General features: G+C 66.3%; 21 protein-coding genes. 11 read left to right on the top strand and 10 right to left on the bottom strand.

The features are described 5' to 3' along the window. Positions 1 to 324: 324 nt before the first annotated feature. From GM672_RS18415 to GM672_RS18375, 9 genes are all read left to right on the top strand, one after another. Positions 325 to 1,806: a B12-binding domain-containing radical SAM protein gene (locus GM672_RS18415; RefSeq protein WP_155471990.1), complete on the top strand. Its 1,482-nt coding sequence runs from the start codon at positions 325 to 327 to the stop codon at positions 1,804 to 1,806. Positions 1,807 to 1,903: 97 nt separating this feature from the next. Then, positions 1,904 to 3,034 carry an MlaE family ABC transporter permease gene (locus GM672_RS18410; RefSeq protein WP_155471989.1) on the top strand — a complete coding sequence of 377 codons (1,131 nt, stop codon included), beginning with the start codon at positions 1,904 to 1,906 and terminating at the stop codon, positions 3,032 to 3,034. Continuing rightward, positions 3,034 to 3,873 (top strand): ABC transporter ATP-binding protein, encoded by an 840-nt coding sequence (locus GM672_RS18405; RefSeq protein WP_155471988.1) that lies wholly within the window; start codon positions 3,034 to 3,036, stop codon positions 3,871 to 3,873. Before GM672_RS18410 ends, GM672_RS18405 begins: the two co-directional genes overlap by 1 nt. Before the next feature lie 9 nt (positions 3,874 to 3,882). Next, entirely contained in the window at positions 3,883 to 4,821 is a 939-nt protein-coding gene (locus GM672_RS18400) for an MlaD family protein (RefSeq protein WP_155471987.1), read from the top strand. A gap of 10 nt (positions 4,822 to 4,831) precedes the next feature. After that, the gene (locus GM672_RS18395; RefSeq protein ID WP_155471986.1) at positions 4,832 to 5,494 is read left to right on the top strand and encodes an ABC-type transport auxiliary lipoprotein family protein; all 663 of its coding nucleotides are present in this window, start codon (positions 4,832 to 4,834) and stop codon (positions 5,492 to 5,494) included. A 2-nt stretch (positions 5,495 to 5,496) separates the two neighbouring features. Beyond that, complete coding sequence (locus tag GM672_RS18390) at positions 5,497 to 6,660, top strand: VanZ family protein (RefSeq protein ID WP_155471985.1); 1,164 nt, start codon at positions 5,497 to 5,499, stop codon at positions 6,658 to 6,660. A 70-nt stretch (positions 6,661 to 6,730) separates the two neighbouring features. Further along, entirely contained in the window at positions 6,731 to 7,051 is a 321-nt protein-coding gene (locus GM672_RS18385; protein WP_155471984.1) for a (2Fe-2S) ferredoxin domain-containing protein, read from the top strand. 10 nt (positions 7,052 to 7,061) lie between these two features. Then, positions 7,062 to 7,724, top strand: a complete 663-nt coding sequence (locus GM672_RS18380; protein ID WP_155471983.1) for an alpha/beta hydrolase — start codon at positions 7,062 to 7,064, stop codon at positions 7,722 to 7,724. Between the two features lie 157 nt (positions 7,725 to 7,881). Next, a complete protein-coding gene (locus tag GM672_RS18375; RefSeq protein ID WP_155471982.1) occupies positions 7,882 to 9,027 on the top strand; it encodes a D-alanyl-D-alanine carboxypeptidase family protein in 1,146 nt (381 codons plus the stop codon). 77 nt (positions 9,028 to 9,104) lie between these two features. On the opposite strand, the gene GM672_RS18370 is transcribed toward GM672_RS18375, so the two are convergent. Further along, a complete protein-coding gene (locus GM672_RS18370) occupies positions 9,105 to 10,112 on the bottom strand; it encodes an MBL fold metallo-hydrolase (protein WP_155471981.1) in 1,008 nt (335 codons plus the stop codon). A 165-nt stretch (positions 10,113 to 10,277) separates the two neighbouring features. Here GM672_RS18370 and GM672_RS18365 point away from each other — a divergent pair, with 165 nt between their 5' ends. Beyond that, positions 10,278 to 10,919, top strand: a complete 642-nt coding sequence (locus GM672_RS18365) for a TetR/AcrR family transcriptional regulator (RefSeq protein WP_155471980.1) — start codon at positions 10,278 to 10,280, stop codon at positions 10,917 to 10,919. On the opposite strand, the gene GM672_RS18360 is transcribed toward GM672_RS18365, so the two are convergent. The 3 genes from GM672_RS18360 to GM672_RS18350 all read right to left on the bottom strand — a co-directional run bounded on the left by GM672_RS18360 (position 10,904) and on the right by GM672_RS18350 (position 13,740). Further along, positions 10,904 to 12,301: a DUF4214 domain-containing protein gene (locus GM672_RS18360; RefSeq protein ID WP_155471979.1), complete on the bottom strand. Its 1,398-nt coding sequence runs from the start codon at positions 12,299 to 12,301 to the stop codon at positions 10,904 to 10,906. The genes GM672_RS18365 and GM672_RS18360 overlap by 16 nt on opposite strands. 76 nt (positions 12,302 to 12,377) lie before the next feature. Further along, positions 12,378 to 13,469 carry a WD40/YVTN/BNR-like repeat-containing protein gene (locus tag GM672_RS18355; RefSeq protein ID WP_155471978.1) on the bottom strand — a complete coding sequence of 364 codons (1,092 nt, stop codon included), beginning with the start codon at positions 13,467 to 13,469 and terminating at the stop codon, positions 12,378 to 12,380. Between the two features lies 1 nt (position 13,470). Further along, positions 13,471 to 13,740 (bottom strand): MoaD/ThiS family protein, encoded by a 270-nt coding sequence (locus tag GM672_RS18350; protein WP_155471977.1) that lies wholly within the window; start codon positions 13,738 to 13,740, stop codon positions 13,471 to 13,473. Between the two features lie 89 nt (positions 13,741 to 13,829). Between GM672_RS18350 and GM672_RS18345 the strand changes: the two genes are divergently transcribed. After that, entirely contained in the window at positions 13,830 to 14,144 is a 315-nt protein-coding gene (locus GM672_RS18345; protein WP_155471976.1) for a hypothetical protein, read from the top strand. Between the two features lie 20 nt (positions 14,145 to 14,164). On the opposite strand, the gene GM672_RS18340 is transcribed toward GM672_RS18345, so the two are convergent. Genes GM672_RS18340 through GM672_RS18315 form a run of 6 tightly spaced genes read right to left on the bottom strand, consistent with a single transcriptional unit; the run spans position 14,165 to position 20,592 of the window. Continuing rightward, positions 14,165 to 14,461: a 2Fe-2S iron-sulfur cluster-binding protein gene (locus GM672_RS18340; RefSeq protein WP_155471975.1), complete on the bottom strand. Its 297-nt coding sequence runs from the start codon at positions 14,459 to 14,461 to the stop codon at positions 14,165 to 14,167. 10 nt (positions 14,462 to 14,471) lie between these two features. Continuing rightward, on the bottom strand, positions 14,472 to 15,464 hold the full coding sequence (locus GM672_RS18335; protein WP_211517390.1) for a polysaccharide deacetylase family protein: 993 nt from the start codon (positions 15,462 to 15,464) through the stop codon (positions 14,472 to 14,474). Continuing rightward, positions 15,448 to 16,770 (bottom strand): putative O-glycosylation ligase, exosortase A system-associated, encoded by a 1,323-nt coding sequence (locus GM672_RS18330; protein WP_155471974.1) that lies wholly within the window; start codon positions 16,768 to 16,770, stop codon positions 15,448 to 15,450. Before GM672_RS18330 ends, GM672_RS18335 begins: the two co-directional genes overlap by 17 nt. After that, on the bottom strand, positions 16,767 to 18,197 hold the full coding sequence (locus GM672_RS18325) for a phenylacetate--CoA ligase family protein (protein ID WP_155471973.1): 1,431 nt from the start codon (positions 18,195 to 18,197) through the stop codon (positions 16,767 to 16,769). Before GM672_RS18325 ends, GM672_RS18330 begins: the two co-directional genes overlap by 4 nt. Next, entirely contained in the window at positions 18,194 to 19,369 is a 1,176-nt protein-coding gene (locus GM672_RS18320; protein ID WP_155471972.1) for a glycosyltransferase family 4 protein, read from the bottom strand. The genes GM672_RS18325 and GM672_RS18320 overlap by 4 nt, the downstream gene beginning before the upstream one ends. Next, the gene (locus tag GM672_RS18315; protein ID WP_155471996.1) at positions 19,366 to 20,592 is read right to left on the bottom strand and encodes a TIGR04063 family PEP-CTERM/XrtA system glycosyltransferase; all 1,227 of its coding nucleotides are present in this window, start codon (positions 20,590 to 20,592) and stop codon (positions 19,366 to 19,368) included. Before GM672_RS18315 ends, GM672_RS18320 begins: the two co-directional genes overlap by 4 nt. Positions 20,593 to 20,599 lie beyond the last annotated feature (7 nt).

Below are 20,599 nucleotides of genomic sequence, written 5' to 3'. Positions count from 1 at the left end.
TCTCGGGCACATCACATCAAACGCCCACACTTATCGACTGTTGATTGTTAAAGAATTCTGCCCTAAGGCGCTTGCTGCTGGTCTTGCGACCCCGACAAATCGTTGTGTTTGTCAGCAGCAGAGAGATGAGATTATGCGGTGTTTCGTGCAGCTCGTCAACCCCTCGGAATGTTTCGTTTTGTAGCAAAACCAGCTCGAAACATCCACTGTCGCAGCGTTCCGTTTTCACGACTACGTTGCGGCAGGGACAGAATCATAGCCAAACGCGGCCCGCTGCGCAAGGGGTAAAATGCACGATTCGCATTTTCCCTGCCGCGCCCTTCCATGACCATCCTGCTGACCACCCTGAACGCCCGTTATACCCACGCCTCGCTGGGCTTGCGCTATCTATTGGCCAATATGGGCGAACTGCAGGCCCAGACGCGCATCCAGGAGTTCGTCATCGGCGCGAAGACGACGGAACTGGTCGAACGCATCCTGGCGGCCCAGCCGCAGATCGTCGGTTTCGGTGTCTATATATGGAATGTCGAGGAAACCACCAAGCTGGTAGCCATGCTCAAGCGCGTGGCGCCGCACGTCGTCGTCGTGCTGGGCGGGCCGGAGGTATCGCACGAGACCAATGAACAGGCGATCGTGCAGCTGGCCGACTACGTCGTCACGGGCTGGGGCGATGTCACGTTGCCAAAGCTGTGCCGCGACATTCTGCACGGCCCCAAGCCGCTGATGAAGGTGCACGCGGGCGTCCAGCCGCCCATGGCGGACATCGCCCTGCCCTACGCTCTATATAGTAACGAAGACATTGCGCACCGCACCCTGTACGTGGAGGCTTCGCGCGGCTGCCCCTTCAAGTGCGAGTTCTGCCTGTCCGCGCTGGACAAGACGGCCTGGCCCTTCGCCATCGACACCTTCCTCGAACAGATGGAGGCACTGCATGCGCGCGGCGCCCGCGTGTTCAAGTTCGTCGACCGCACCTTCAACCTCAATATCAAGACCAGCCTGAAGATCATGCAGTTCTTCCTCGATAAGCTGGCGGCGAACCCGGACGATCCGGTGTACGCCCACTTCGAGCTGGTGCCGGATCACCTGCCCGACGCGCTGAAGGAAGGCATCGCCAAGTTCCCGCCGGGCGCGCTGCAGTTCGAGATCGGCATCCAGAGCTTCAATCCCACCGTGCAGGCGAACATCTCGCGCAAGCAGGACAACGACAAGGCGGCCGCGAACATCCGCTGGCTGTGCGAGCACTCGCACGTTCACATGCACGTCGACCTGATCGCCGGCCTGCCCGGCGAAACCGTGGAGAGCTTCGCCGAAGGCTTCGACAAGCTGTGGGCCCTGGGCCCGCACGAGATCCAGTTCGGCATCCTCAAGCGCCTGCGCGGCACGCCCATCATCCGCCACACCGACAGCTTCGGCCTCGTGTTCGATCCGCATCCACCCTACACCATCCTGGCCAACCGCGACATCGACTTCCCCACCATGCAGCGTCTGGTGCGCTTTGCCCGTTACTGGGACCTGGTGGCCAACTCGGGCCGCTTCACCCACACCATCCACCTTCTGCTGGGCGCGCGCCCGTTTGACGGTTTCATGGCCTTCGCGGACTGGCTGTATGCAAACACGGACGCCACCCACCGCATCGCCCTGGACCGCCTGGCCGCGATGGTGGGACGCTGGCTGCAACTGCAGGGCATGGGCGAGGACGACGTGGCGGCCCTGCTGGCAAGCGACGGCCATGGCGTGCGCACAAAGGTCAACAAGGCGGCCGGCGTGGCGGCACCGCAGCGGCAGGCCCGCCACCTCGCCGCATAAGGCCTGCTGCGGACCGCAACCGCGTGTGGGCGCCGTCCGACACACCGTTGAGCCGGCGCCTGTAGCGAACGAAACGAATCTCACTTACACTGGCGACATGCCCATTGCACAAGAGCCAAGCTTAACTTTCCAATCCGGCGCCACGCCTGGCGCCACGGTCACGGCCGACGGAACCTGGCAGGTGCACGCACTGGCTCACCGCAAGGTCATGAAGACCCTGTCGGCCAAGTTCAAGCAGGTGCACGGCAGCGGCGAAGCGCAATGGGACCTGTCGGCCATCGACAGCATGGACCACATCGGCGCGCAGATGTTCTGGCAGGCCTGGGGTTACAAACGCCCCGCCTCCCTGAAACTGGCGCCTGGCCAGGAAGAATTCTTCAAGCGCCTGGAAGCGGCCGGCAAGCTGGAACTGCCGCGGCAGCGCAAGCAGCACATGGGCTGGATCACCACCCTGGGCGGCGGCATCCTGCACTTCTTCGAACACCTGCAAGGCTTCGTCAAGCTGATCGGCCAGGTCACGCAGGACTTGTGGCGCTTCGTGAAAAGCCCGATCCGCGGGCCGTGGAAGGAAATCTCCGCCAATATCTTCCATGCCGGCTTCCAGGCCCTGGGCATCACTGCCCTGGTGGGCTTCCTGATCGGCGTGGTGCTGTCTTACCTGTCGGCGCAGCAGCTGCGCAACTTCGGCGGCGACATCTACCTCGTCAACCTGCTCGGCATGAGCATCATCCGCGAACTGGGGCCGCTGCTGGCGGCCATCCTCGTCGCCGGCCGCTCCGGCTCGTCGATCACGGCGCAGCTGGGTGTGATGCGCGTGACCGAGGAACTCGATGCGATGCTCGTCATGGGCATCTCGCACGGCTTCCGGCTGGTGATGCCCAAGGTTGTCGCGCTGGCGATCTCGATGCCGCTGCTGGTGATCTGGACCGACACGATGGCCCTGGTCGGCGGCATGGTGGCGGCCAAGATCGAATTGAATTTATCGGCCCGCTATTTCATCCAGAAACTGCCCGATGCGGTGCCGCTGGCGAACTACATGATCGGCCTGGGCAAGGGCACGGTGTTCGGCATGCTGATCGCCCTGGTCTCCTGCCACTTCGGCCTGCGCATCCAGCCCAACACGGAAAGCCTGGGGCGCGGCACCACCACTTCGGTCGTCACCGCCATCACCGTCGTGATCCTGGCCGACGCCGTGTTTGCCATCGTCTTCAACGGGGTGGGCTTCTGATGAGCGACGAGGGCGACCACCACGACGACGAGCGCAGCTGCGCCGACGTGCCGGGCGAGCTGACCCTGGACGGCAGCGTGCCCGTGGTCGAGATCAACAACCTGCAGACCAAGTTCGGCAAGACCGTCATCCATAACGACCTGAATCTGACCATCGAGGATGGCGAGATCATGTCGATCGTGGGCGGCTCGGGCACGGGCAAGACGGTGCTGCTGCGCCAGATGCTGGGCCTGGAACGCCCCAGCAAGGGCTGCGTGCGCATCTTCGGCGAGGACATCACCCAGGCCGCGTCGGCCCAGCTGCAGCTGCTGCGCAACCACTGGGGCATGCTGTTCCAGCAGGGCGCGCTGTATTCGGCGCTGACGGTGTTCGACAACGTGGCCCAGCCCATGCGCGAACTGCGCGTGCTGCCGCCGGACCTGGTGCGCGACGCCGTGCTGCTGAAGATGAACATGGTCGGGCTGGGCCCCGAGCATGCCAACAAGATGCCGTCCGACCTGTCCGGCGGGATGATCAAGCGGGTCGCGCTCGCCCGCGCGCTGGCACTGGAGCCGAAGCTGCTGTTCCTGGACGAGCCGACCGCCGGCCTCGATCCGGACCGCTCGGAAAGCTTCGTCTCGCTGATCAAGTCCCTCCACCGCGAGCTGGGCCTGACGGTGGTGATGGTGACGCACGACCTCGATTCGCTGTTCGCGCTGTCCACCCGCATCGCCGTGCTGGCAGAGAAGCACGTGATCGCCGTGGGCCCGACCAAGGACGTGATCCGGGTCGACCACCCGTTTATCAAGGAGTTCTTCCTGGGCGACCGCGGCAAGCGGGCCCTGGAAGCGCTCGAATAAGGAGCAAGAATGGAAAACCGATCGCACGCCCTGATGACCGGCATCTTTACATTGACACTGCTGGTGGCGGCCGTCCTGTTCGGCATCTGGTTCAACCGCGACCGGGTCGAATACGCCCCCTACCTGCTGGCCACCAGCCTGTCCGTTCCGGGCCTGAACCCGCAGGCGGCGGTGCGCTATCGCGGCCTGGAAGTGGGCAAGGTCGATACCATCGACTTCGACCCGACGATCGCCGGCCAGATCCTGGTCCACCTGAGCATCGACCCGGCCACGCCGATCACGAAGACCACCTTCGCCACGCTGGGCTACCAGGGCGTGACGGGAATTGCCTACATCCAGCTGGACGACGAAACGGTCGGCTCCCCGCGCCTGGCGACAAACCAGGACAATCCGAGCCGCATCCCCCTGCGTCCGGGCCTGCTGGACCAGCTGGAAAAGCGCGGCCAGGCCATCCTCTCGCAAGCCGAGGAAGTGACGAGCAAGCTCAATACCCTGCTCAGTCCCGACAACCAGAAGACCATCCTGGCCGCGTTCTCGGACGTATCGGCCGCCGCCAACGAATACAAGGCGCTGCCGGCCCGCCTCGGCCCCACCATCGACAAGCTGCCCGCCCTCGTGAACAAGGCCGACACGGCGATCGACTCGGTCAATACGCTGGCCCAGGACGTGACGCGCCTGTCGCAAAGCCTGCAGGGGCCGAACGGCGCCCTGGACCGCATCACCGGCGCGTTTGACCGCACGGCGATGTCGGTCGAATCCGTGGCGACCGGCGCGCAGCTCGAGACGCTGCCCAGCATCACCGCGCTGACCGACGAGACCCGCTCCTCGATGCGGGCCGTGCGCCGCACGATGAATACCCTGAACGACCGCCCGCAAAGCATCCTGTTCGGCGCGCCGGCGGCCACGCCGGGCCCGGGCGAACCGGGCTTCACGGCGCCGACCAACTAAGGACCAAGCGATGACCCACTTTCCACCCCTGCGCGCACTTTCGTTGACCACGGCGCTGGCCTGCGCGGCACTGCTGGGCGGCTGCGCCACCAGCAAGGGTCCGACCCAGACCAGCTACGATTTCGGGCCCCTGGGCGCACCGGCCGCGCAGGCGCCGAGCGCCCCGGCGGGCTTCCCGGCCCTGGTGGTGGCCGACGTCACCGGCCCGGCCACATTGGACAACCAGCGCATGTTCTACCGGCTGATGTATGCCGACGCCCAGCAATCGCGCCCCTATGCCTACAACCAGTGGGGCGCCACGCCCCTGCAGCTGCTGTCGCAGCGCTTCAAGGCACGCTTAGCCCAGGGCGGCGTGAAGGTGCTGTCGACCACCGATGCCTCCGGCGGGGTGCCGATCCTGCGGCTGGAAGTCGACGAATTCGCCCAGAACTTCGACAGCGCCACGCAAAGCAGCGCGGCGATCTCGCTGCGCGCCTCCGTGTTCCGCTCCCACCGGCTGGTGGACCAGCGCACCTTCACCCGCACCACGCCGGCCACCAGCGCCGATGCGCCGGGCGGTGTGCGCGCGCTGGCCGGCACCACCGATGCCGTCGCCGCCGATATCCTGGCCTGGCTTGCCACCTTGCCGGCGCCGATGCCGGGCAAGCTGTCGGCTCCCATGCCGGCGCAGTAGGCATGGCGGTGGACGAGCAGCCCGCGACGCCGCCGGCCAAGGCGCCGGAGCCGGCCCGCGAACAGCGTGGGTCGCCGGTGTCGCGCGCCACGTTGCTGGCCTACCTGCTGCTGATCGTCTACGCCAGCTGGTTCCCGTTCTCGGGCTGGCATAGCCAGGGCCTGTCGCCGCTGATCTTCCTGGAGCACACGGCGATGCCGCGCTACTGGACCAAGTTCGACGCGGCCATCAACGTCATCGGCTATATCCCCTTCGGCATGCTGGTGGCATATGCGCTGCATCCGCGCATCCGCGGCTTCTGGGCCTTCGTGCTGGCCGCGCTGACCGGCGCGCTGGTGTCGGGCCTGATGGAGGCGGTGCAGACCTACCTGCCCAGCCGCGTGTCGTCGAACCTTGACTTCTATACCAACAGCGCCGGCTGTGCGCTCGGTGGCCTGATCGGCGTACTGACGGCGCGCAAGCTGCTCGATACCAGCCACCTGTATCGGCTGCGCCAGCGCTGGTTCGCCCAGCACGCCAGCCAGGGCCTGGTGCTGGTGGCCCTGTGGCCGCTGGCGCAGATCTATCCCTCTTCCTTCCTGTTCGGCCAGGGCCAGCTGCTGCCGATCCTGTCCGAATGGCTCAGCAGCCTGCTGGAGATGGACATCGACCTGCTCGCCTACCTGCGCCCCGACCCGGACCTGACGGTAGAGCAGTACTGGCTGTCCGAAACCATCGTCACGGCCTGCGGCATGGTGGGTGCGGCCCTGACCTTCATGTGCCTGATGCGCCGGCCGGCGCCGCGCGCGCTGCTGGCGGCGGCGCTGCTGGCCGCTGCCGTGACGGCCAAGACGCTGGCTTCTGCCCTGCTGTTCTCGCCGGAGAATGCCTTCGTTTGGATCACGCCGGGCGCCCAGGGCGGCTTCCTGTTCGGCGGCATCATGGTGGCCGGCCTGGCGTTCGCGCCCCAGGTGGCTCAACGGCGCCTCGGCCTGGCCACCTTGATCCTCCTGATCGTGGTGGTCAACAGCACACCCGTGAACCCCTACTTCAGCGCGACGATGCAGACCTGGGTGCAGGGCAAATTCCTGAACTTCAACGGCGCCGCCCAGTTCCTCGCGCTGCTGTGGCCGTTCGTGGCCCTGTGGTTCCTGTGGCTGCCGTCGCATAAACTCAACCGGACCTGATCGCGGGTATCATTACGGGCATCAGGGACGGCCGTTGCCAGGCACCCGTCCCACCACTTACGAGGCAAGCATGAGCGACACTCCCTATTTCAAGCATCACGTGTTCTTCTGCATGAACAGCCGGGAAGACGGCCGCGAAAGCTGCGGTCCCCGTGGCGCCGAACAGGCGCAGAAGCATGCGAAGAAGCGCTGCAAGCAGCTCAACATCAACGGCGAAGGCAATGTGCGCATCAACCAGGCCGGTTGCCTGGACCGCTGCGAACACGGGCCGGTGCTGGTGGTATACCCGGAAGGCACGTGGTACACCTATGTCGACACGTCCGACATCGACGAGATCATCGACAGCCATCTCGTCAACGGCCAACCGGTGGAACGACTGAAGATCAAGTGAAGACCGAGCGATGAACAAGAACACCAAGCATTTCACCATGCAGGGCAAGGCAGGCCTGATGGAAGGCCTGCTCGACATGCCGCTGGACGGCAGGAAGCCGCGCGGCATCGCCCTGGTGGCGCACCCGCACCCGCTGTACGGCGGCACGATGGAAAACAAGGTGGCGCAGACGCTGGCGCGCACTTTCGCCGCTCTCGACTACGTGGTCGCGCGCATCAACTTCCGCGGCGTCGGCCAGTCCGAGGGCGTGCACGATCGCGGCATCGGCGAGACGGACGACATGGAGCTGCTGTACCGCCATATGACGGAGCAGTTCCCGGGCCTGCCGGTGGCGCTGTCGGGCTTCTCCTTCGGCACCTATGTGCAGTCGCAACTGGCCCAGCGCCTGGCGGCCGCCGGCACCCCGGCCGAGCGCCTGGTGCTGGTCGGCAGCGCGGCCGGCAAGTGGCAGATGGCCGATATCCCGGCCGATACGATCCTGATCCACGGCGAGAACGACGACACGATCCCCCTGCAGGCGGTGTTCGACTGGGCCCGTCCGCAGGATGTGCCGGTGCTCGTGATCCCCGGCGCGGACCACTTCTTCCACCGCAAACTGGGTCATATCAAGAGCTGGGTAATCGCCCTGTGGCTGGGCAGGCAGCAGCAAAAGGACGACCCCGAGGAAGCCTGAGCGCCTATAATGTGCCGGCGTTTTCGGGCTGCGCGCCCGAAGCCCTTGTATCCGGCGCTCGTCACCGGCGTTTTTCGCCCGCACCTCGTGCTGTGCATTGCGCGCTGTTGCGGTGTTTCGAGCGTATTCCGCGTTTACTTAACGATTCAAAGATCCAATGAAAAAACTGCTCGCGGCGCTGGCTACCAGCGTCCTGATTCTCTCTTCCGCCGTCGCCCAGACCGTTCCCGCCCCGACCATCGCCGCCAAGTCCTGGCTGCTGCTCGACGCCACCAGCGGCCAGGTGATCGCCGCGCAGGACCCGAACATGCGCGTCGAACCGGCTTCGCTGACGAAGATCATGACCGCCTACCTGACGTTCCTGGCCTTGCGCGACAAGAAACTGGAACTGAACCAGATGGTCAACGTCTCCACGCGCGCGTGGAAGGTCGATTCTTCCAGCTCGAAGATGTTCATCGATCCGGCCGTTCCCGTCTCCATCAACGACCTGCTGCACGGCCTGATGATCCAGTCGGGGAACGACGCCGCCGTGGCCCTGGCCGAAGCGGTGGCCGGCGACGAAGGCACCTTCGTCACCTTGATGAACCGCGAGGCGCAGCGCCTTGGCATGAAGAATTCGCGCTTCGCCAATTCGCACGGCCTGCCCAGCCCGGACAATTTCACCACCGCGAGCGACCTGGCGATCCTGGCCAAGCACGTGATCCAGGAATTCCCGCAGTTCTACAAGATCGACTCCGTCAAGAGCTTCACCTATAACAAGATCACCCAGCAGAACCGCAACCGCCTGCTGTGGCTCGACCCGACCGTGGACGGCATGAAGACGGGCCACACGGAATCGGCCGGTTACTGCATGGTCGCGTCGGCGCACCGCCCGAGCGGCCCGATCGACCGCCGCCTGATCTCGGTGGTGATGGGCACGAATTCCGATGCGACGCGCACGGCCGAAAGCCAGAAGCTGCTGAACTGGGGCTTCCAGAACTTCGATACCGTCAAGCTGTATGCCAAGGGCCAGGCCGTCGATACGCCGCAGGTCTGGAAAGGTTCGAAGAACCAGGTCAAGATCGGCTTCCGCCACGATGTGATGGTGACCGTGCCGAAGGGCGTGGCCGGCAAGATGAAGCCTGTGCTGGAGCGCAAGGACCCGCTGGTGGCACCGCTGGGCGAAGGCACCAATGTCGGCAAGCTGAAGATGGTCGTCGACGGCAAGCCGATGCTGGAACTGCCCGTGGTGGCGCTGGAATCGGTCGAGCAGGCGTCGATCTTCGGCCGTGCCTGGGATGCGATGCGCCTGTGGATGAAGTGATCGTCGCCTGACCATGAAAAAGCCGGCTGTTGCCGGCTTTTTTTTGCCACGATTTATGCCGCGATCTATATCGCGATCTATGCCATGAAGCTGCGCCACCAGCGCTGGTCGGCCTGCGGCGCCGCGATTGACAGCGCCGCGCCGATGATTGGCGTGGCCAGTTGCTGGCCGTGGCGCTCGGCCAGCGCGGCGATGCGTTCGAGCGGCTCATGCCACGGATGCAGCGCCAGGTCGAAGGTGCCGTTGTGGATCGGCAGCAGCACCTTGCCGCGCAGGTCGATATGGGCCTGCATGGTTTCTTCGGGCTGCATGTGGATGTCCGGCCACTGGGCGTCGTAGGCGCCCGTTTCCACCATCGTCAGGTCGAAGGGGCCGAAACGGTCGCCGATGGCCTTGAAGCCGCGGAAGTAGCCCGTGTTGCCGCTGAAAAACACCTCGTGGGCACTGCTTTCGATGACCCAGGAACACCACAGCGTGCGGTTGCCGTCGGTCAGGCCGCGCCCGGAAAAGTGCTGGGCCGGCGTGCAGGTCAGCCGCAGGCCGGCCAGGGTCGCGCCGCGCCACCAGTCCAGCTGCTGCACCTTGGCGGCCGGTACACCCCATCTGACCAGCAGGTCGCCCACGCCCAGCGGCGCCACGAAATAATCTGTCTTGCCGGCCAGCGCCAGCACGGCGGCGCGGTCGAGGTGGTCGTAATGGTCGTGCGACAGGATCACGCCGGCCAGCGGCGGCAATTGCTCCAAGGTCAAGGGCGTGGCATGGAAGCGCGCCGGCCCCATCCAGCGAAACGGCGAGGCGCGCCGGGCAAAGACGGGATCGGTCAGCCAGAAGCGCCCGTCCAGCTTCAGCAGCACCGTCGAATGGCCGAGGCGAAACACCGCGTTGTCCGGCGCCGCATCGAGCGCGGCGCGATCGAGGGCCTGCACGGGAATCGGCGCGGCCGGCACGCTGTCCGCCGGCTTCTCGAACAGCATTTTCCACAGGATCTGCAAGGTCTTGCGTACGCCGGTGCGGTGCATCCGCACCGGGTTGCGGAAGCGGCCGTTCTGGACTTGCGGCGAAGCGTGGGAAGCGGTGGCGGTCATGGCGATTCCATCGAAAAGTTGCCCGGAAAATGGGGTCTGTCCCCATTTTTGAGCAATGGTTGCTTGAGAACAGGGGACTGTCCCCGGTTTTGGCGATCTTAAAAGTACACTACACAGTGTAGTTCCGGTTTGGAAGAAAGTAAACTGGTCGGTGTAAAATTACGTATGTCTGAATCTTCCACTCTCCGCCTGACCGACCGCAAGCGCGCTGCCATCGTGCAGGCGGCCATTGCCGAGTTTCGTGTCAACGGGTTCGAGGCGACCAGCATGGACCGCGTCGCTGCCACGGCGGGCGTGTCGAAGCGCACTGTCTACAATCACTTCCCCAGCAAGGACGACCTGTTTGCGCAGATCCTGCAGGAACTATGGGCGTGCAGCGCCGGTGTCGACGCGATCGGTTACCAAGCGGGCAAGCCCCTGCGCGAGCAGTTGGTCGTGCTGTTGACGCACAAGATGGCATTGCTGCGCGATCCGTATTTCCTGGACCTGGCGCGGGTGGCCATTGCCGAGGCCATCCACACGCCCGAGCGGGCGCGCAGCATGGTGGCGAAGCTGGAGGAAAAGGAGGAAGGCGGTGCGGCCTTCCTGCGCGCAGCCCAGGCGGACGGTGCATTGAAGGCGGGCGACGCGGTGTTCATGTCCAGCCTGCTACAGGGGCAGCTGAAGACGTTTGCCTTCTGGCCCCAGGTAGCCATGGGCCAGCCGCCCCTGGACGACGGGCAGCAGGGTGCCATCGTGGCGACGGCGGTGGACATGTTCCTGGCTTACTGGGGCACGGGCGCGACCGCCCGTCAGGCGGGTTCGTAGGCGACGAAATCCATGCCGTTGCCGGCGATGCCGATCAGCGTCGTCATGTTTTCCTGGCTTTCGCTGAAACCGACCAGCAACTGGGCCCGGGTCGCGCCGTTGTCCAAGGCGCTGGTCCAGTAATCCAGGCCACCCTGGTCCGGACCACGATTGAGTACATTGTTGTACAAGGCCGTGACGAAGGCTGTATTGGTCGGCGTATTGCTGCCGTATTTCTGGGCAAATTCGGGGCTGTTGACGAAACCGGAAGCGGCATCCGTCAGCGACATGCCATTGTCGAGGTGGTAAATCCAGAAACCCAGGCCCTGCTGCTCGGGCAGGCGGTCGAACGCGGCGACATACAGGCGATAGGCGGCGCCGCCGTTACCGTTGAAATCGAGCGCTACGTTTCTGTCCTCGAAACTGAGCCGTTCGACGTGGCTCAGCGTATCAATGCCGTCAATCCCGGCGCGGTCGGTAACGAGCACGCCATCGCCGCTGCGAACGATCGTATAGTCCGCGCGGGCGCCGCCGTAAATTGCGATATCGCGTCCGGCGCCGCCGTCGATGCGGTCGTTGCCGCCGCCGCCGGCCAGTATGTCGTTCCCATCTAGCGAGCTCAGCGTATCGCTGCCGTCGCTGCCGTTCAGCACGTCCACGATGGCGCCACCCATCAGCGTATTGGCCTGTTCGTCGCCCGTCAGCCAGATGCCGCCCGAGGAATTGATGCCCATATAACCGCTCAGGCCGTCACCGCCGTACAGCCAGTCCAGTGCAGCCAGGTCGTAGGGGCTGTATTCGTCGCGGATATAGCCGTCGTACTCGTACGACATCAGCGTATGGGCGGGGTTGTTCACGGCTGCAGGCAGCTGGATATCGCCCTCGAACGGGTGCTTCAGGCCCAGCAAGTGGCCCAGTTCGTGCAGCAGCGTTTCGTAGCCTTCGCCGCCGGCCGTCAGGTCGGCGTTTTCGCGGCGATACTCGTTGTTGTCGAGGTAGATGATGCCGTCGACCTGATAGTCCGTCACGGTGCCGTCGGGAAGGCGCCAGATGTGGTTCTGCCAGGCGCACTGACCCGTCACCCGGTCCTTGGCAATGTCGGCATTGACGAAGTGCACTTCCGCGGTGGCGCCGGTCGTCTCGACGAACTCGATGCCTGTTACGTCGGTGAGATAGTCCAGCGCATAACGCGTCCATTCCTGCTGGCTGATCGAGAACTGGCTCATCGGCCCGGCCAGGTCTTCGTTCTCGATATTGTCGGCACCCGTCAGGGAGAAACTGTAGCTGATGGTATTGATCGCACCGTAGGTCACGTAGTTCCAGGCGGGACCGTCATTGAGCAGGGCGTCGATGTGCCGCAGCCCCGTCAGGGGGATGGTGTTGATGTCGTTTACAGTGGTCATGATGGGTGTCGTTGGGTCGCGAAGGTATATTGCTCTGACTGACTAGTAGTATTGCCTCAATGCAATATCAAGTCAATCAATTATCGACGAAAGTTGCATAATAGACAAGTGGGAACCGGGCTGCCAGGGCGTGCCAGTGCTCGCCGCTGTCACCGGAGAACCACACGCCACCTGTCGTCGAGGCCATCAGCAAGCTGCGGCCATCGGCCGCGATGGCCAGGCAGTGCCGGTACACCAGGTCATAACAGTGCTGCTGCGGCAAGCCATGACGCTGCGTGACGAAGCTGGCTCCGCCGTCGCTGGTGCGGTTCACGGCCAGTGCCGCTTCCACCGGCACGCGCTGCTGGTCTGCCACTGCCGGGACGAACCATGCCGTGTCGCCGTCCTGCGGATGCACGGCCACGGCAAAGCCGAAGGTGGACAGGGGCGCGGCGATTTCCTCCCAGGTGGCGGCATTGTCGCGCGAGCGCCAGATGCCGTTATGGTGCTGGCACCATAACACGTCGGGTACACCGGCGCAGCGCACCACCCGGTGCGGGTCCTGCACGGCGCCCTGCTCGGCCAGCTCCGGCGGCATATAGCGCGCGGCCATGCCTTTCGTGCGCAACTGCCACGTGGCGCCGCCGTCCGTGGTCAGCCACGTGCCGCCGCAGGAGACGGCCACCAGCACGCTGTTGCTGTCGCGCGGATCGACGCAGATGCTGTGGATGCCCGGCGTGTCGTAGCCGCCGCCGAACCACTGGGTGCGTTCGGGTGCATGCCACAGGCTTTCCACCAGCTGCCAGCTGGCGCCCCGGTCGGCGGAGCGGAACAGGCCACCGGGCAAGGTGCCGGCCCAGAGCACGCCCGGCTGGTCCGGCCCACCGGCGGCCAGGGTCCAGATCTGCTTGAGCGACCAGTCCAGCGGATCGTCCAGGCCTTCGGGCTTGGGCGGGTAGACCGGCACGGCCACCTCGGTCCAGGCGTCGCTGCCGGCATCGCGCCGGTGCAGCTTGGCGCCGAAGTGACCCAGGTTCAGGGCTGCATACAGGGTGCCGTCGCGCGCATCGTGCAGCACGGCCGACACCGGGTCGCCGGGGAAGTGGGGCCGGCCCGGCTCCCAGCCGTCGCCCTGCCGGGTCAGTTCGAACAGGCCCTTGCGGGTTGCGAGAAGTGCGCGTTCTGCCATGTCAGCCTCCGGAGAGTGCCTGCAAGATGTGGACGGTGGAATCGGCCCGCAGCGGATCGTCCAGGCGGATGCGCTCGCGCGTGCGCCTGCCGTCGATGAAGACGACGACGTTCTCGCGCAGTCGGCCCTGGTCGTCCAGCACGTAGCCGCCCAGGCGCGGATTGGCGGCGAACACCGTGTCCAGCGCGGCGCGCAAGGTCCTTGCATCCGTCGCCAATTCGGGGACGGGCAGGAACCGCGCCAGCTGCTGGGTGAAGATGAGGTGGGCCATCGTCGAGCCTTTCGGGGGTCCGGTGATTCTAGCGCGTTTTGCCGGGCACTTTGGCCTAGAATGTGGCATCGGAGTCACCGGAGCCATCGATGTCGATCACCCAGAAGGAGCTGGAACAACTGATGCAGGAGGTCGAGCAGGAGGACCCCATCGATTTCGCCGACCTGCCTTTCGACGAAAAGGACTTGCGCGGCATCGTCGCCAGCCACCTGTGCGAGATGGCCGACGCGATGGAGTCGTTCAGCGAGGAAGACCGCCGCCTGACGTTGCTCGCCGTGGCGGCCAAGCTGGTACTGGAGAACATGGTGCTGCACGTGCAGCTGCTGCGCCGCCACGGCCTGCCGTTGAACGAACAGACCGAGGCGCTGCTGGCGCGGTTGCGCAAGCCGCAGGCGCCGGAGTAGGCACCCCTTGCGGCCCGGCTTCAGGCCGGCGGGTCAATGCGCCGCGCGGCGGGCATCGTCAGCGTGATGTCCCCTTCAGGCACGGCCACGCACGGCAGCACATCGTGCGCCCGCTTTTCGTCCAGCGACAGGCCGGGCCACTCGACCAGGTAGCGCACCTTGCCGCCGTCGCTGGCGCAGTAGCAGGTGCGGCAGGTGCCGTTGCGGCAGGAGCTGGGCAGGCGGATGCCGGCTCGCTCGGCCGCGCGCAAGAGGGTCTCGCCCTCGGCGGCCTCGAACTGCCAGCCTTGCGGCAGGATCGTCACGCGGACTGGCATGCTGCCGCGCTCACGCGCGCCCGGCGGGCACCGTCAGGTTGTGCGCCAGGCGCAGCACGAAGCGCAGGCGGTTGCGGTCCCACGGTGTGAAGCGGGGCAGCTGGAACGGGTCCGGCGTGCCACGGCTGGCGCCCCAGGAGGTCGACACTGCGCCCTCGAAGCGCAGCTCGCGCGCCATCGCCACGTGCTGCGGCAGATAGTCCTCGCCCGGCTTGCCGTTCGGGTAGGCGAACAGCGTGACCTTCTCGCCGATCAGGTCTTCCAGGGCCAGCTTGCCCTGGGCGATTTCCTCGCGCGCCTGGGTGTCGCTCAGGCGCGCCAGGATCGGGTGGTTCACCGTGTGCGCGCCGATGCCCATGCCGGCCGCGTGCAGCGCCTTGACCTGGCTGCTGCGCATCATCAGATTGTCCGGCAAGGTGCAGCCGGCCAGCTGCGCCAGGCGGTCCACCTGCTCCAGGCGCTCGGCCATCGGCAGGTATTTCAGCTGGCCGATCAGGGCAGGGATGGCGCGCTGGCGGTCCGCCAGCGACTGCAGCGCATGCGTGCCCAGGCCCAGCGTGGACGCATCGAGCACGCCGGCGGGCGCGCGCCGCACCAGTTCGATGACGCTGTCGTTCCACATGCGGCCGCCGTCCAGGAAGCCGCTGGCAACAAAAAAGGTGGCGTGCAGGCCGTGTTCCCGCAGTACCGGCAGCGCCACGTCGGCATTGTCGGCATAGCCGTCGTCGAAGGTGATGGCAGCCGCCCGCGCCGGCAGGCTGCCGCGCTTGGCCCGCTGTACCGCCTCGGCCAGCGGGAGCACGTTGAAGCGCGACTTCAACAACGCCATCTGGCTTGAAAACTCCTGCCGGTCCACTTCGCCGGGAAACAGCGGGTCCTTTTGCGGCAGCACGCGGTGATAGATCAGGATCGACAGGCCGCGCTTGCCGCCGGGGGAAAACAGCGACAGCAGGCTCTTTTCCAGCAGCGCCGCGCCGGCACTGGAATTATCGAAGCGGCTCATGTTGGATCTCGTCATTGGGGTCGAACGGAAGGGCCGCGTCGGCAGCGACGGGCACGGGCGCCTTCGCCGTCGCCCGCTCGCGTTCCACGATCAGGCGGATCGCCACCATGCCCGCCATCAGGTAATACGGCACGTCGAAATAGGCCAGGCTGAGGAAGGCACCGCCCACGGCAAAGCCCAGCAGGCTCACTTGCAGCATGCGCGCCAGGTCGCCGGCCCAGGCCAGGTCCTTGCGCAGGATCGACTGGCCGATGATCCAGCTGCCGGTGCGCCAGGTCAGCCAGCCCAGCGCCAGGTACAGCGCCAGGCCCACCCAGCCATGCTCGCCCAGCACCTGGAAGTAGATGCTGTGCGCCGCGTGCACGTCATGCGGCACGGGCGCATACAGTTCGAACACGTCCGGTTCGTAGATGATGAAGCCACCGCCCAGCGGCCGGTCGTTGGCCAGGTTGAAGGCCATCTGCCAGGCGTTGATGCGGCCCATGGCCGAGGCGTCTTCCTGGTACTCGTTGATGGTGTCGATGCGCGAGTGCCACTGCTCCGGCATGAACAGCAGCGCGAACGGAATGCAGCACACCATGACGATGCCGAATCTGAGCTTGTTCTTCCCCTTCAGCCACAGGAAGGCCAGCATCGCCACCATGGCGATGGCCGCGCCGCGCGAGTACGATCCCAGCGACGCCAGAGCGCACAGCAGCATCGAGGCGACCATGGCGCGCTTGCCCCATTTGTTGACAATCTGCCCGTGCAGGTAATACATCAGGGGGATCGTCATCACCAGCGCCAGCGCGATCTCGTTGTTGCCGTCGATGAAGGTGCCGATCGGGCCCCACACGCGGTACTGGCCGCCGCTGCGGATGGTGAAGATGCCGCCCTTGGTGCCGTAGTAGCCGATCGAGACGACCACGGTCCAGACCATCCATTCGACGTGGCTGCGTTTGCGCATCAGCATCAGCACCACCAGGGTCATGCCCGTGATCTTGATGACCTTGACCAGCTGCGCCCACACTTCCTCCGGGTGCATGGCGAACATCGAGGTGATGCACATCCAGGCGATGAACAGCATGAAGGTGACGGTGACGGAGGTCATCGGCAGCCGGTAGCGCCGGTGGCTGTTGGTGCACATGGCGGCGACGGTGACGACGGCGATGATGGCGGCGAACGGGAAGTCGCGCGCGAAGCCCCAGCCTTGCGTGTGCGGATTCATGACGCTGATCCAGATCCACATCACCATGCCGATCGACGGGCGCTTGAAGATATACGGCAGCGATGCGAACACCAGCAGCGTGACGAGCACGTCCCTCATGGGGCGGCGCTCCCGGCGGCCACCTTGCTGACCACGTAGCGGAACTTGCCCGACTTTTCCGGGGCGATGGCGTCGACCTGCTCGACCTGCACGGCCACGGCGCTGCCCAGGCGGGCCTTGAAGCCTTTTTCGATGTGCGCGCGCAGGGCATCGGTCAGTTGTCCGTCCAGCACCACCTGCACGCACGTCAGGTCCAGGCTCTCCTGCGAAATCTTGAACGCCTTCACCTGCGGCAGGTCGCGCAGGATATACACCAGCGCCAGCCCGTGCATGACGGTGCCGTCGCGCGCGACGAGAAAGTCCGTGCTGCGGCCCTGGATTTCCTGCAGCACGGGCAGGCCGCGCCCGCAGGTGCAGGCCTCTTTGCCCAGTACGCCGATGTCGCCGGTGCGGTAGCGAACGAAGGGAAAGTCGCCCGTGGCCAGGTGGGTCACGACGATCTCGCCGGACTGGCCGCGCGGCACCGGGTGCCCTTGCGGGTCGAGGATCTCGACGATGATGTCCTCGGCCGTGATGTGCATGCTGCCCTCGGGACACTGGTGGGCGATGAAACCGGCGTCGCGGCCGCCGTAACCGTTGGCGACGGGGCAGCCGAAGGTCTCGGAAATCTGGGCACGCTGCTCGTCGTACAGCCGCTCGGAAGTGACGAAGGCAACGCGGATGCCCAGGTCGTCCATGCGCTGGCCCTGCGCCTGGGCGTGCCGGGCGATATGCGACAGCGCCGATGGATAGCCGAACAGCATGCGCGGACGGTGGGCGCGGATGCGGGCGACGAAACTATCGAGCTTCGCGGCGGACATCTCGAAGGCCGGCAGCAGGTGGGTGCGCAGCAGGCGGTCGCGCAGTGCCCGCACGCGATCCTGCGCGCCCAGCTCGATGGGCGAACCCCACACGACGATCTCGGGATCGCCGATATCGACATTCCACCACCGCGTGGCGCGCCACTTGGCGGCGACGTCGTGGCTGACGCGCTCCTTGCCGATATAGAAGACCAGCGGTTCGCCGCTGGAGCCGCCCGTGTTGAAGCGTGCCAGGCCGACAGCATCCTCGGCCTTCAGCCGGTCCTGGTTGGCGCGGATCACGGCCTTGTCCATCAGCGGCAGCCGGCCCAGGTCGGACAGCGACTGCACGTCGCGGTACGGATCGAAGCCCAGTTCGCGGAACAGGTCGCGGAAGTACGGCACCTTGTCATGTGCCCGCGCCAGCAGCGCGCGCAGGCGGCGCAGCTGCAGCTCGCGCAGCCGCTCTTCCGGCCAGTACTGCGATTGCTCCAGCTGCTTGCGCACGGCCACGCTGCTGTGCTGCTTGACCCGCTCGTGCAGGGGGAACAGCAGCTTCGTCACCAGGGTCGTGTAGGGCGCGGCGCGGTAACGCGGCGCCAGGACGGGGGATGTGGCAGTCACGGCGGCATTATCGACGGGTTTCATGGCTGGCTCACTGGGCGGGCGGTGGCGCGGGCAGCCAGCACTGACCGGTAGACGGCCAGCAGGCGCGGGCGCACGCTGGCCCACGTGTACTGCTGCACCTGGGTCAGGCCCGCCTCGCGCAGCGCGGCGGCCAGCGCTGGTTCGGCGGCCAGGCGCAGCACGGCGTCGGCCATCGCACGGGGCGCACCGGGCGGCACCAGCAGTGCCGTGCGACCATGCTCGACGAGGTAAGGCACGCCGCCCACGTCGGTGCTGACCACGGGCACGCCGCAGGCCATCGATTCGAGCACGGAGTTGGGCGTATTGTCGACCAGGCTGCAATTGAGCATGATGTCGGCATTGCGGTACAGGTCGGCCATGCCGGCATTGTCGACCCGGCCCGTGAACGTTACCACGTCGGCCAGGCCCAGCTCCACGGCCTGCGCTTCCAACGCCGCGCGCAATGGCCCGGAGCCGGCGATCACCAGCGTGGCAGCCGGGTCCTGGGCACGCACCAGCGCCAGCGTGCGCAAGGCGGTGGCGTTGTCGTAGATGTCTTCCAGGTTGCGCGCAACGAGAAGACGCATCCCTGGCGGGCGCACGCCTTTGCCCTGCGCGCCACCTGCTCGGGCGGCCGTGAAACGCTCCAGGTTGACGATATTGGGCACCACCTGGGTGGCGAAGCCGAACTTGCCGAACACGTGTTCCAGGAAGCCCGAGGGCACGATGACGGCATCGGCCCGCGCCAGGCTGGGACGCACCCAGTTTTGCGCGCGCTGCAGGAAGGTCTCGGCCTCGCCGCCTCGGTAATTGATGACGACGGGCTTGCCGCGCAGCCGCGCGATCCAGATGGCGGGCGCCGCGAACAGGTGCCAGGACCAGCCGGAATTGGCCATCACATGGAACAGCTGCACCCGCCCGGCCGTACGCCACAGGCTGGCCAGGTACGGCACCATCCGCACCACCGCGCGCAGGCCCTTGATGCGGCCGGCCCACGCCGGGCGGTACGGCGCGTTGACCTGCACCGTTTCCACGTCGACGCCTTCGCCCCGCAGCAGCGCGGCCAGTTGCAAGGTCTGGTTGGCCATGCCGCCCGACGGCGGCGGCAGCGGCCCGACCAGGCCGACCCGCAGGGCCGGATGCGCCTGCACCGGCGCAGGCGACAGCGTGGCGGCGGAGACGGCGTCGTTCATCGCGCGCTTTCCTGCACGCGGCCCGGCACCAGCTTGCCGTATACCTTGCGGTAGCGGCCCACGCTGGCGGCCCAGCTGCGCTGCTCCTCGACGAAGCGGCGACCCTGGGCCCGCAGTTGCGTCCACTGGTGCGGCGCGTCGAGCAGGGCCAGCACGCGCTGCGCCAGCGCGGGCGCGTCCCCTGCGGCGAACAGCACGCCGGTGCGGCCATCCTCGATCAGCTCGCGGTGCCCACCCACGTCGGAGGCGGCCAGCAGGCGCCCCTGCGCCATCGCTTCCAGCGGCTTCAACGGCGTGACCAGGTCCGTCAGCCGCATCTTCAGGCGCGGGTAGCACAGCACGTCGACGATATCGTAGTAGCGCTGCACTTCGGCGTGCGGCACGCGGCCCGTGAAGATCACCTGCTCGGCCACGCCCAGGCTTTCTGCCTGGCTGCGAAGCGCCGCGTCCTGCGGCCCGCCGCCCACCAGCAGCACGCGGATATCCGGGCGCCTGGCCAGCATCGCCGGCAGCGCGTCGAGCAGGATATTCAGGCCTTCGTAGGCGTAGAACGAGCCGATGAAGCCCAGCACCGTCTTGCCTTCCAGGCCCAGTTTCGCCACCAGGGCGGCGTCGCGCACGCCATCGACGCTGAAGTCCGCGACATCGACCGCGTTCGGGATCACGTCGACCTTGGCGGCGGGGATGCCCCGGCCGACGATCTCGGCGCGCAGGCCCTCGCAGATGGTGGTGGCCGCGTCGACCCGTTTGAGCGCCCAGGTTTCCATCGCCCGCGTCAGGCGGTAGCGCACACCCCATTCGCGGCTGGTGCCGTGGTCCACCGCCGCGTCTTCCCAGAAGGCGCGGATTTCATACACCACGGGGATGCCCAGCTTGCGTCCCACGCGCAGCGCCGCGACGGCATTCAGGGCCGGCGAGTGGGCGTGCAGGATATCGGGCCGGATATCGGCGGCCACGGCCAGCAGGCGCTCGGCCAGCCGGTCGATCACGGCCAGCTGATTCAGTACGGGCAGGCGCGCCAGCGTGCCGCGCGACGGCGCCGTGCGGTAGAAGCACAGGCCGTCGACGGTTTCGTGGCCGTCCGGCCCGTCGCCCTGCTTGGGGCTGGTGATGTGGTGGGTTTCCCAGCCCAGCGCGCGCTGCTGCTGCAGGATCGAGCGGGTGCGGAAGGTATAGCCGCTGTGCAGCGGGATCGAATGATCCAGCACGTGCAGGATGCGCAGCGGTTTG

The organism is Pseudoduganella buxea, from assembly GCF_009720835.1.
Classification (GTDB): Bacteria; Pseudomonadota; Gammaproteobacteria; order Burkholderiales; family Burkholderiaceae_D; genus Rugamonas; species Rugamonas buxea.
This window is presented reverse-complemented; position numbering and strand designations above follow the sequence as displayed.

What these genes read in the sequence shown, in the direction of transcription:
- GM672_RS18330 (WP_155471974.1), bottom strand. Translation starts at nt 16,770, where the DNA reads ATGAGGGACGTGCTCGTCACGCTGCTGGTGTTCGCATCGCTGCCGTAT.
- GM672_RS18390 (WP_155471985.1), top strand. Translation starts at nt 5,497, where the DNA reads ATGGCGGTGGACGAGCAGCCCGCGACGCCGCCGGCCAAGGCGCCGGAG.
- GM672_RS18375 (WP_155471982.1), top strand. Translation starts at nt 7,882, where the DNA reads ATGAAAAAACTGCTCGCGGCGCTGGCTACCAGCGTCCTGATTCTCTCT.
- GM672_RS18395 (WP_155471986.1), top strand. Translation starts at nt 4,832, where the DNA reads ATGACCCACTTTCCACCCCTGCGCGCACTTTCGTTGACCACGGCGCTG.
- GM672_RS18410 (WP_155471989.1), top strand. Translation starts at nt 1,904, where the DNA reads ATGCCCATTGCACAAGAGCCAAGCTTAACTTTCCAATCCGGCGCCACG.
- GM672_RS18405 (WP_155471988.1), top strand. Translation starts at nt 3,034, where the DNA reads ATGAGCGACGAGGGCGACCACCACGACGACGAGCGCAGCTGCGCCGAC.
- GM672_RS18365 (WP_155471980.1), top strand. Translation starts at nt 10,278, where the DNA reads ATGTCTGAATCTTCCACTCTCCGCCTGACCGACCGCAAGCGCGCTGCC.
- GM672_RS18370 (WP_155471981.1), bottom strand. Translation starts at nt 10,112, where the DNA reads ATGACCGCCACCGCTTCCCACGCTTCGCCGCAAGTCCAGAACGGCCGC.
- GM672_RS18350 (WP_155471977.1), bottom strand. Translation starts at nt 13,740, where the DNA reads ATGGCCCACCTCATCTTCACCCAGCAGCTGGCGCGGTTCCTGCCCGTC.
- GM672_RS18360 (WP_155471979.1), bottom strand. Translation starts at nt 12,301, where the DNA reads ATGACCACTGTAAACGACATCAACACCATCCCCCTGACGGGGCTGCGG.
- GM672_RS18335 (WP_211517390.1), bottom strand. Translation starts at nt 15,464, where the DNA reads ATGAGCCGCTTCGATAATTCCAGTGCCGGCGCGGCGCTGCTGGAAAAG.
- GM672_RS18355 (WP_155471978.1), bottom strand. Translation starts at nt 13,469, where the DNA reads ATGGCAGAACGCGCACTTCTCGCAACCCGCAAGGGCCTGTTCGAACTG.
- GM672_RS18320 (WP_155471972.1), bottom strand. Translation starts at nt 19,369, where the DNA reads ATGAACGACGCCGTCTCCGCCGCCACGCTGTCGCCTGCGCCGGTGCAG.
- GM672_RS18325 (WP_155471973.1), bottom strand. Translation starts at nt 18,197, where the DNA reads ATGAAACCCGTCGATAATGCCGCCGTGACTGCCACATCCCCCGTCCTG.
- GM672_RS18380 (WP_155471983.1), top strand. Translation starts at nt 7,062, where the DNA reads ATGAACAAGAACACCAAGCATTTCACCATGCAGGGCAAGGCAGGCCTG.
- GM672_RS18340 (WP_155471975.1), bottom strand. Translation starts at nt 14,461, where the DNA reads ATGCCAGTCCGCGTGACGATCCTGCCGCAAGGCTGGCAGTTCGAGGCC.
- GM672_RS18345 (WP_155471976.1), top strand. Translation starts at nt 13,830, where the DNA reads ATGTCGATCACCCAGAAGGAGCTGGAACAACTGATGCAGGAGGTCGAG.
- GM672_RS18415 (WP_155471990.1), top strand. Translation starts at nt 325, where the DNA reads ATGACCATCCTGCTGACCACCCTGAACGCCCGTTATACCCACGCCTCG.
- GM672_RS18400 (WP_155471987.1), top strand. Translation starts at nt 3,883, where the DNA reads ATGGAAAACCGATCGCACGCCCTGATGACCGGCATCTTTACATTGACA.
- GM672_RS18385 (WP_155471984.1), top strand. Translation starts at nt 6,731, where the DNA reads ATGAGCGACACTCCCTATTTCAAGCATCACGTGTTCTTCTGCATGAAC.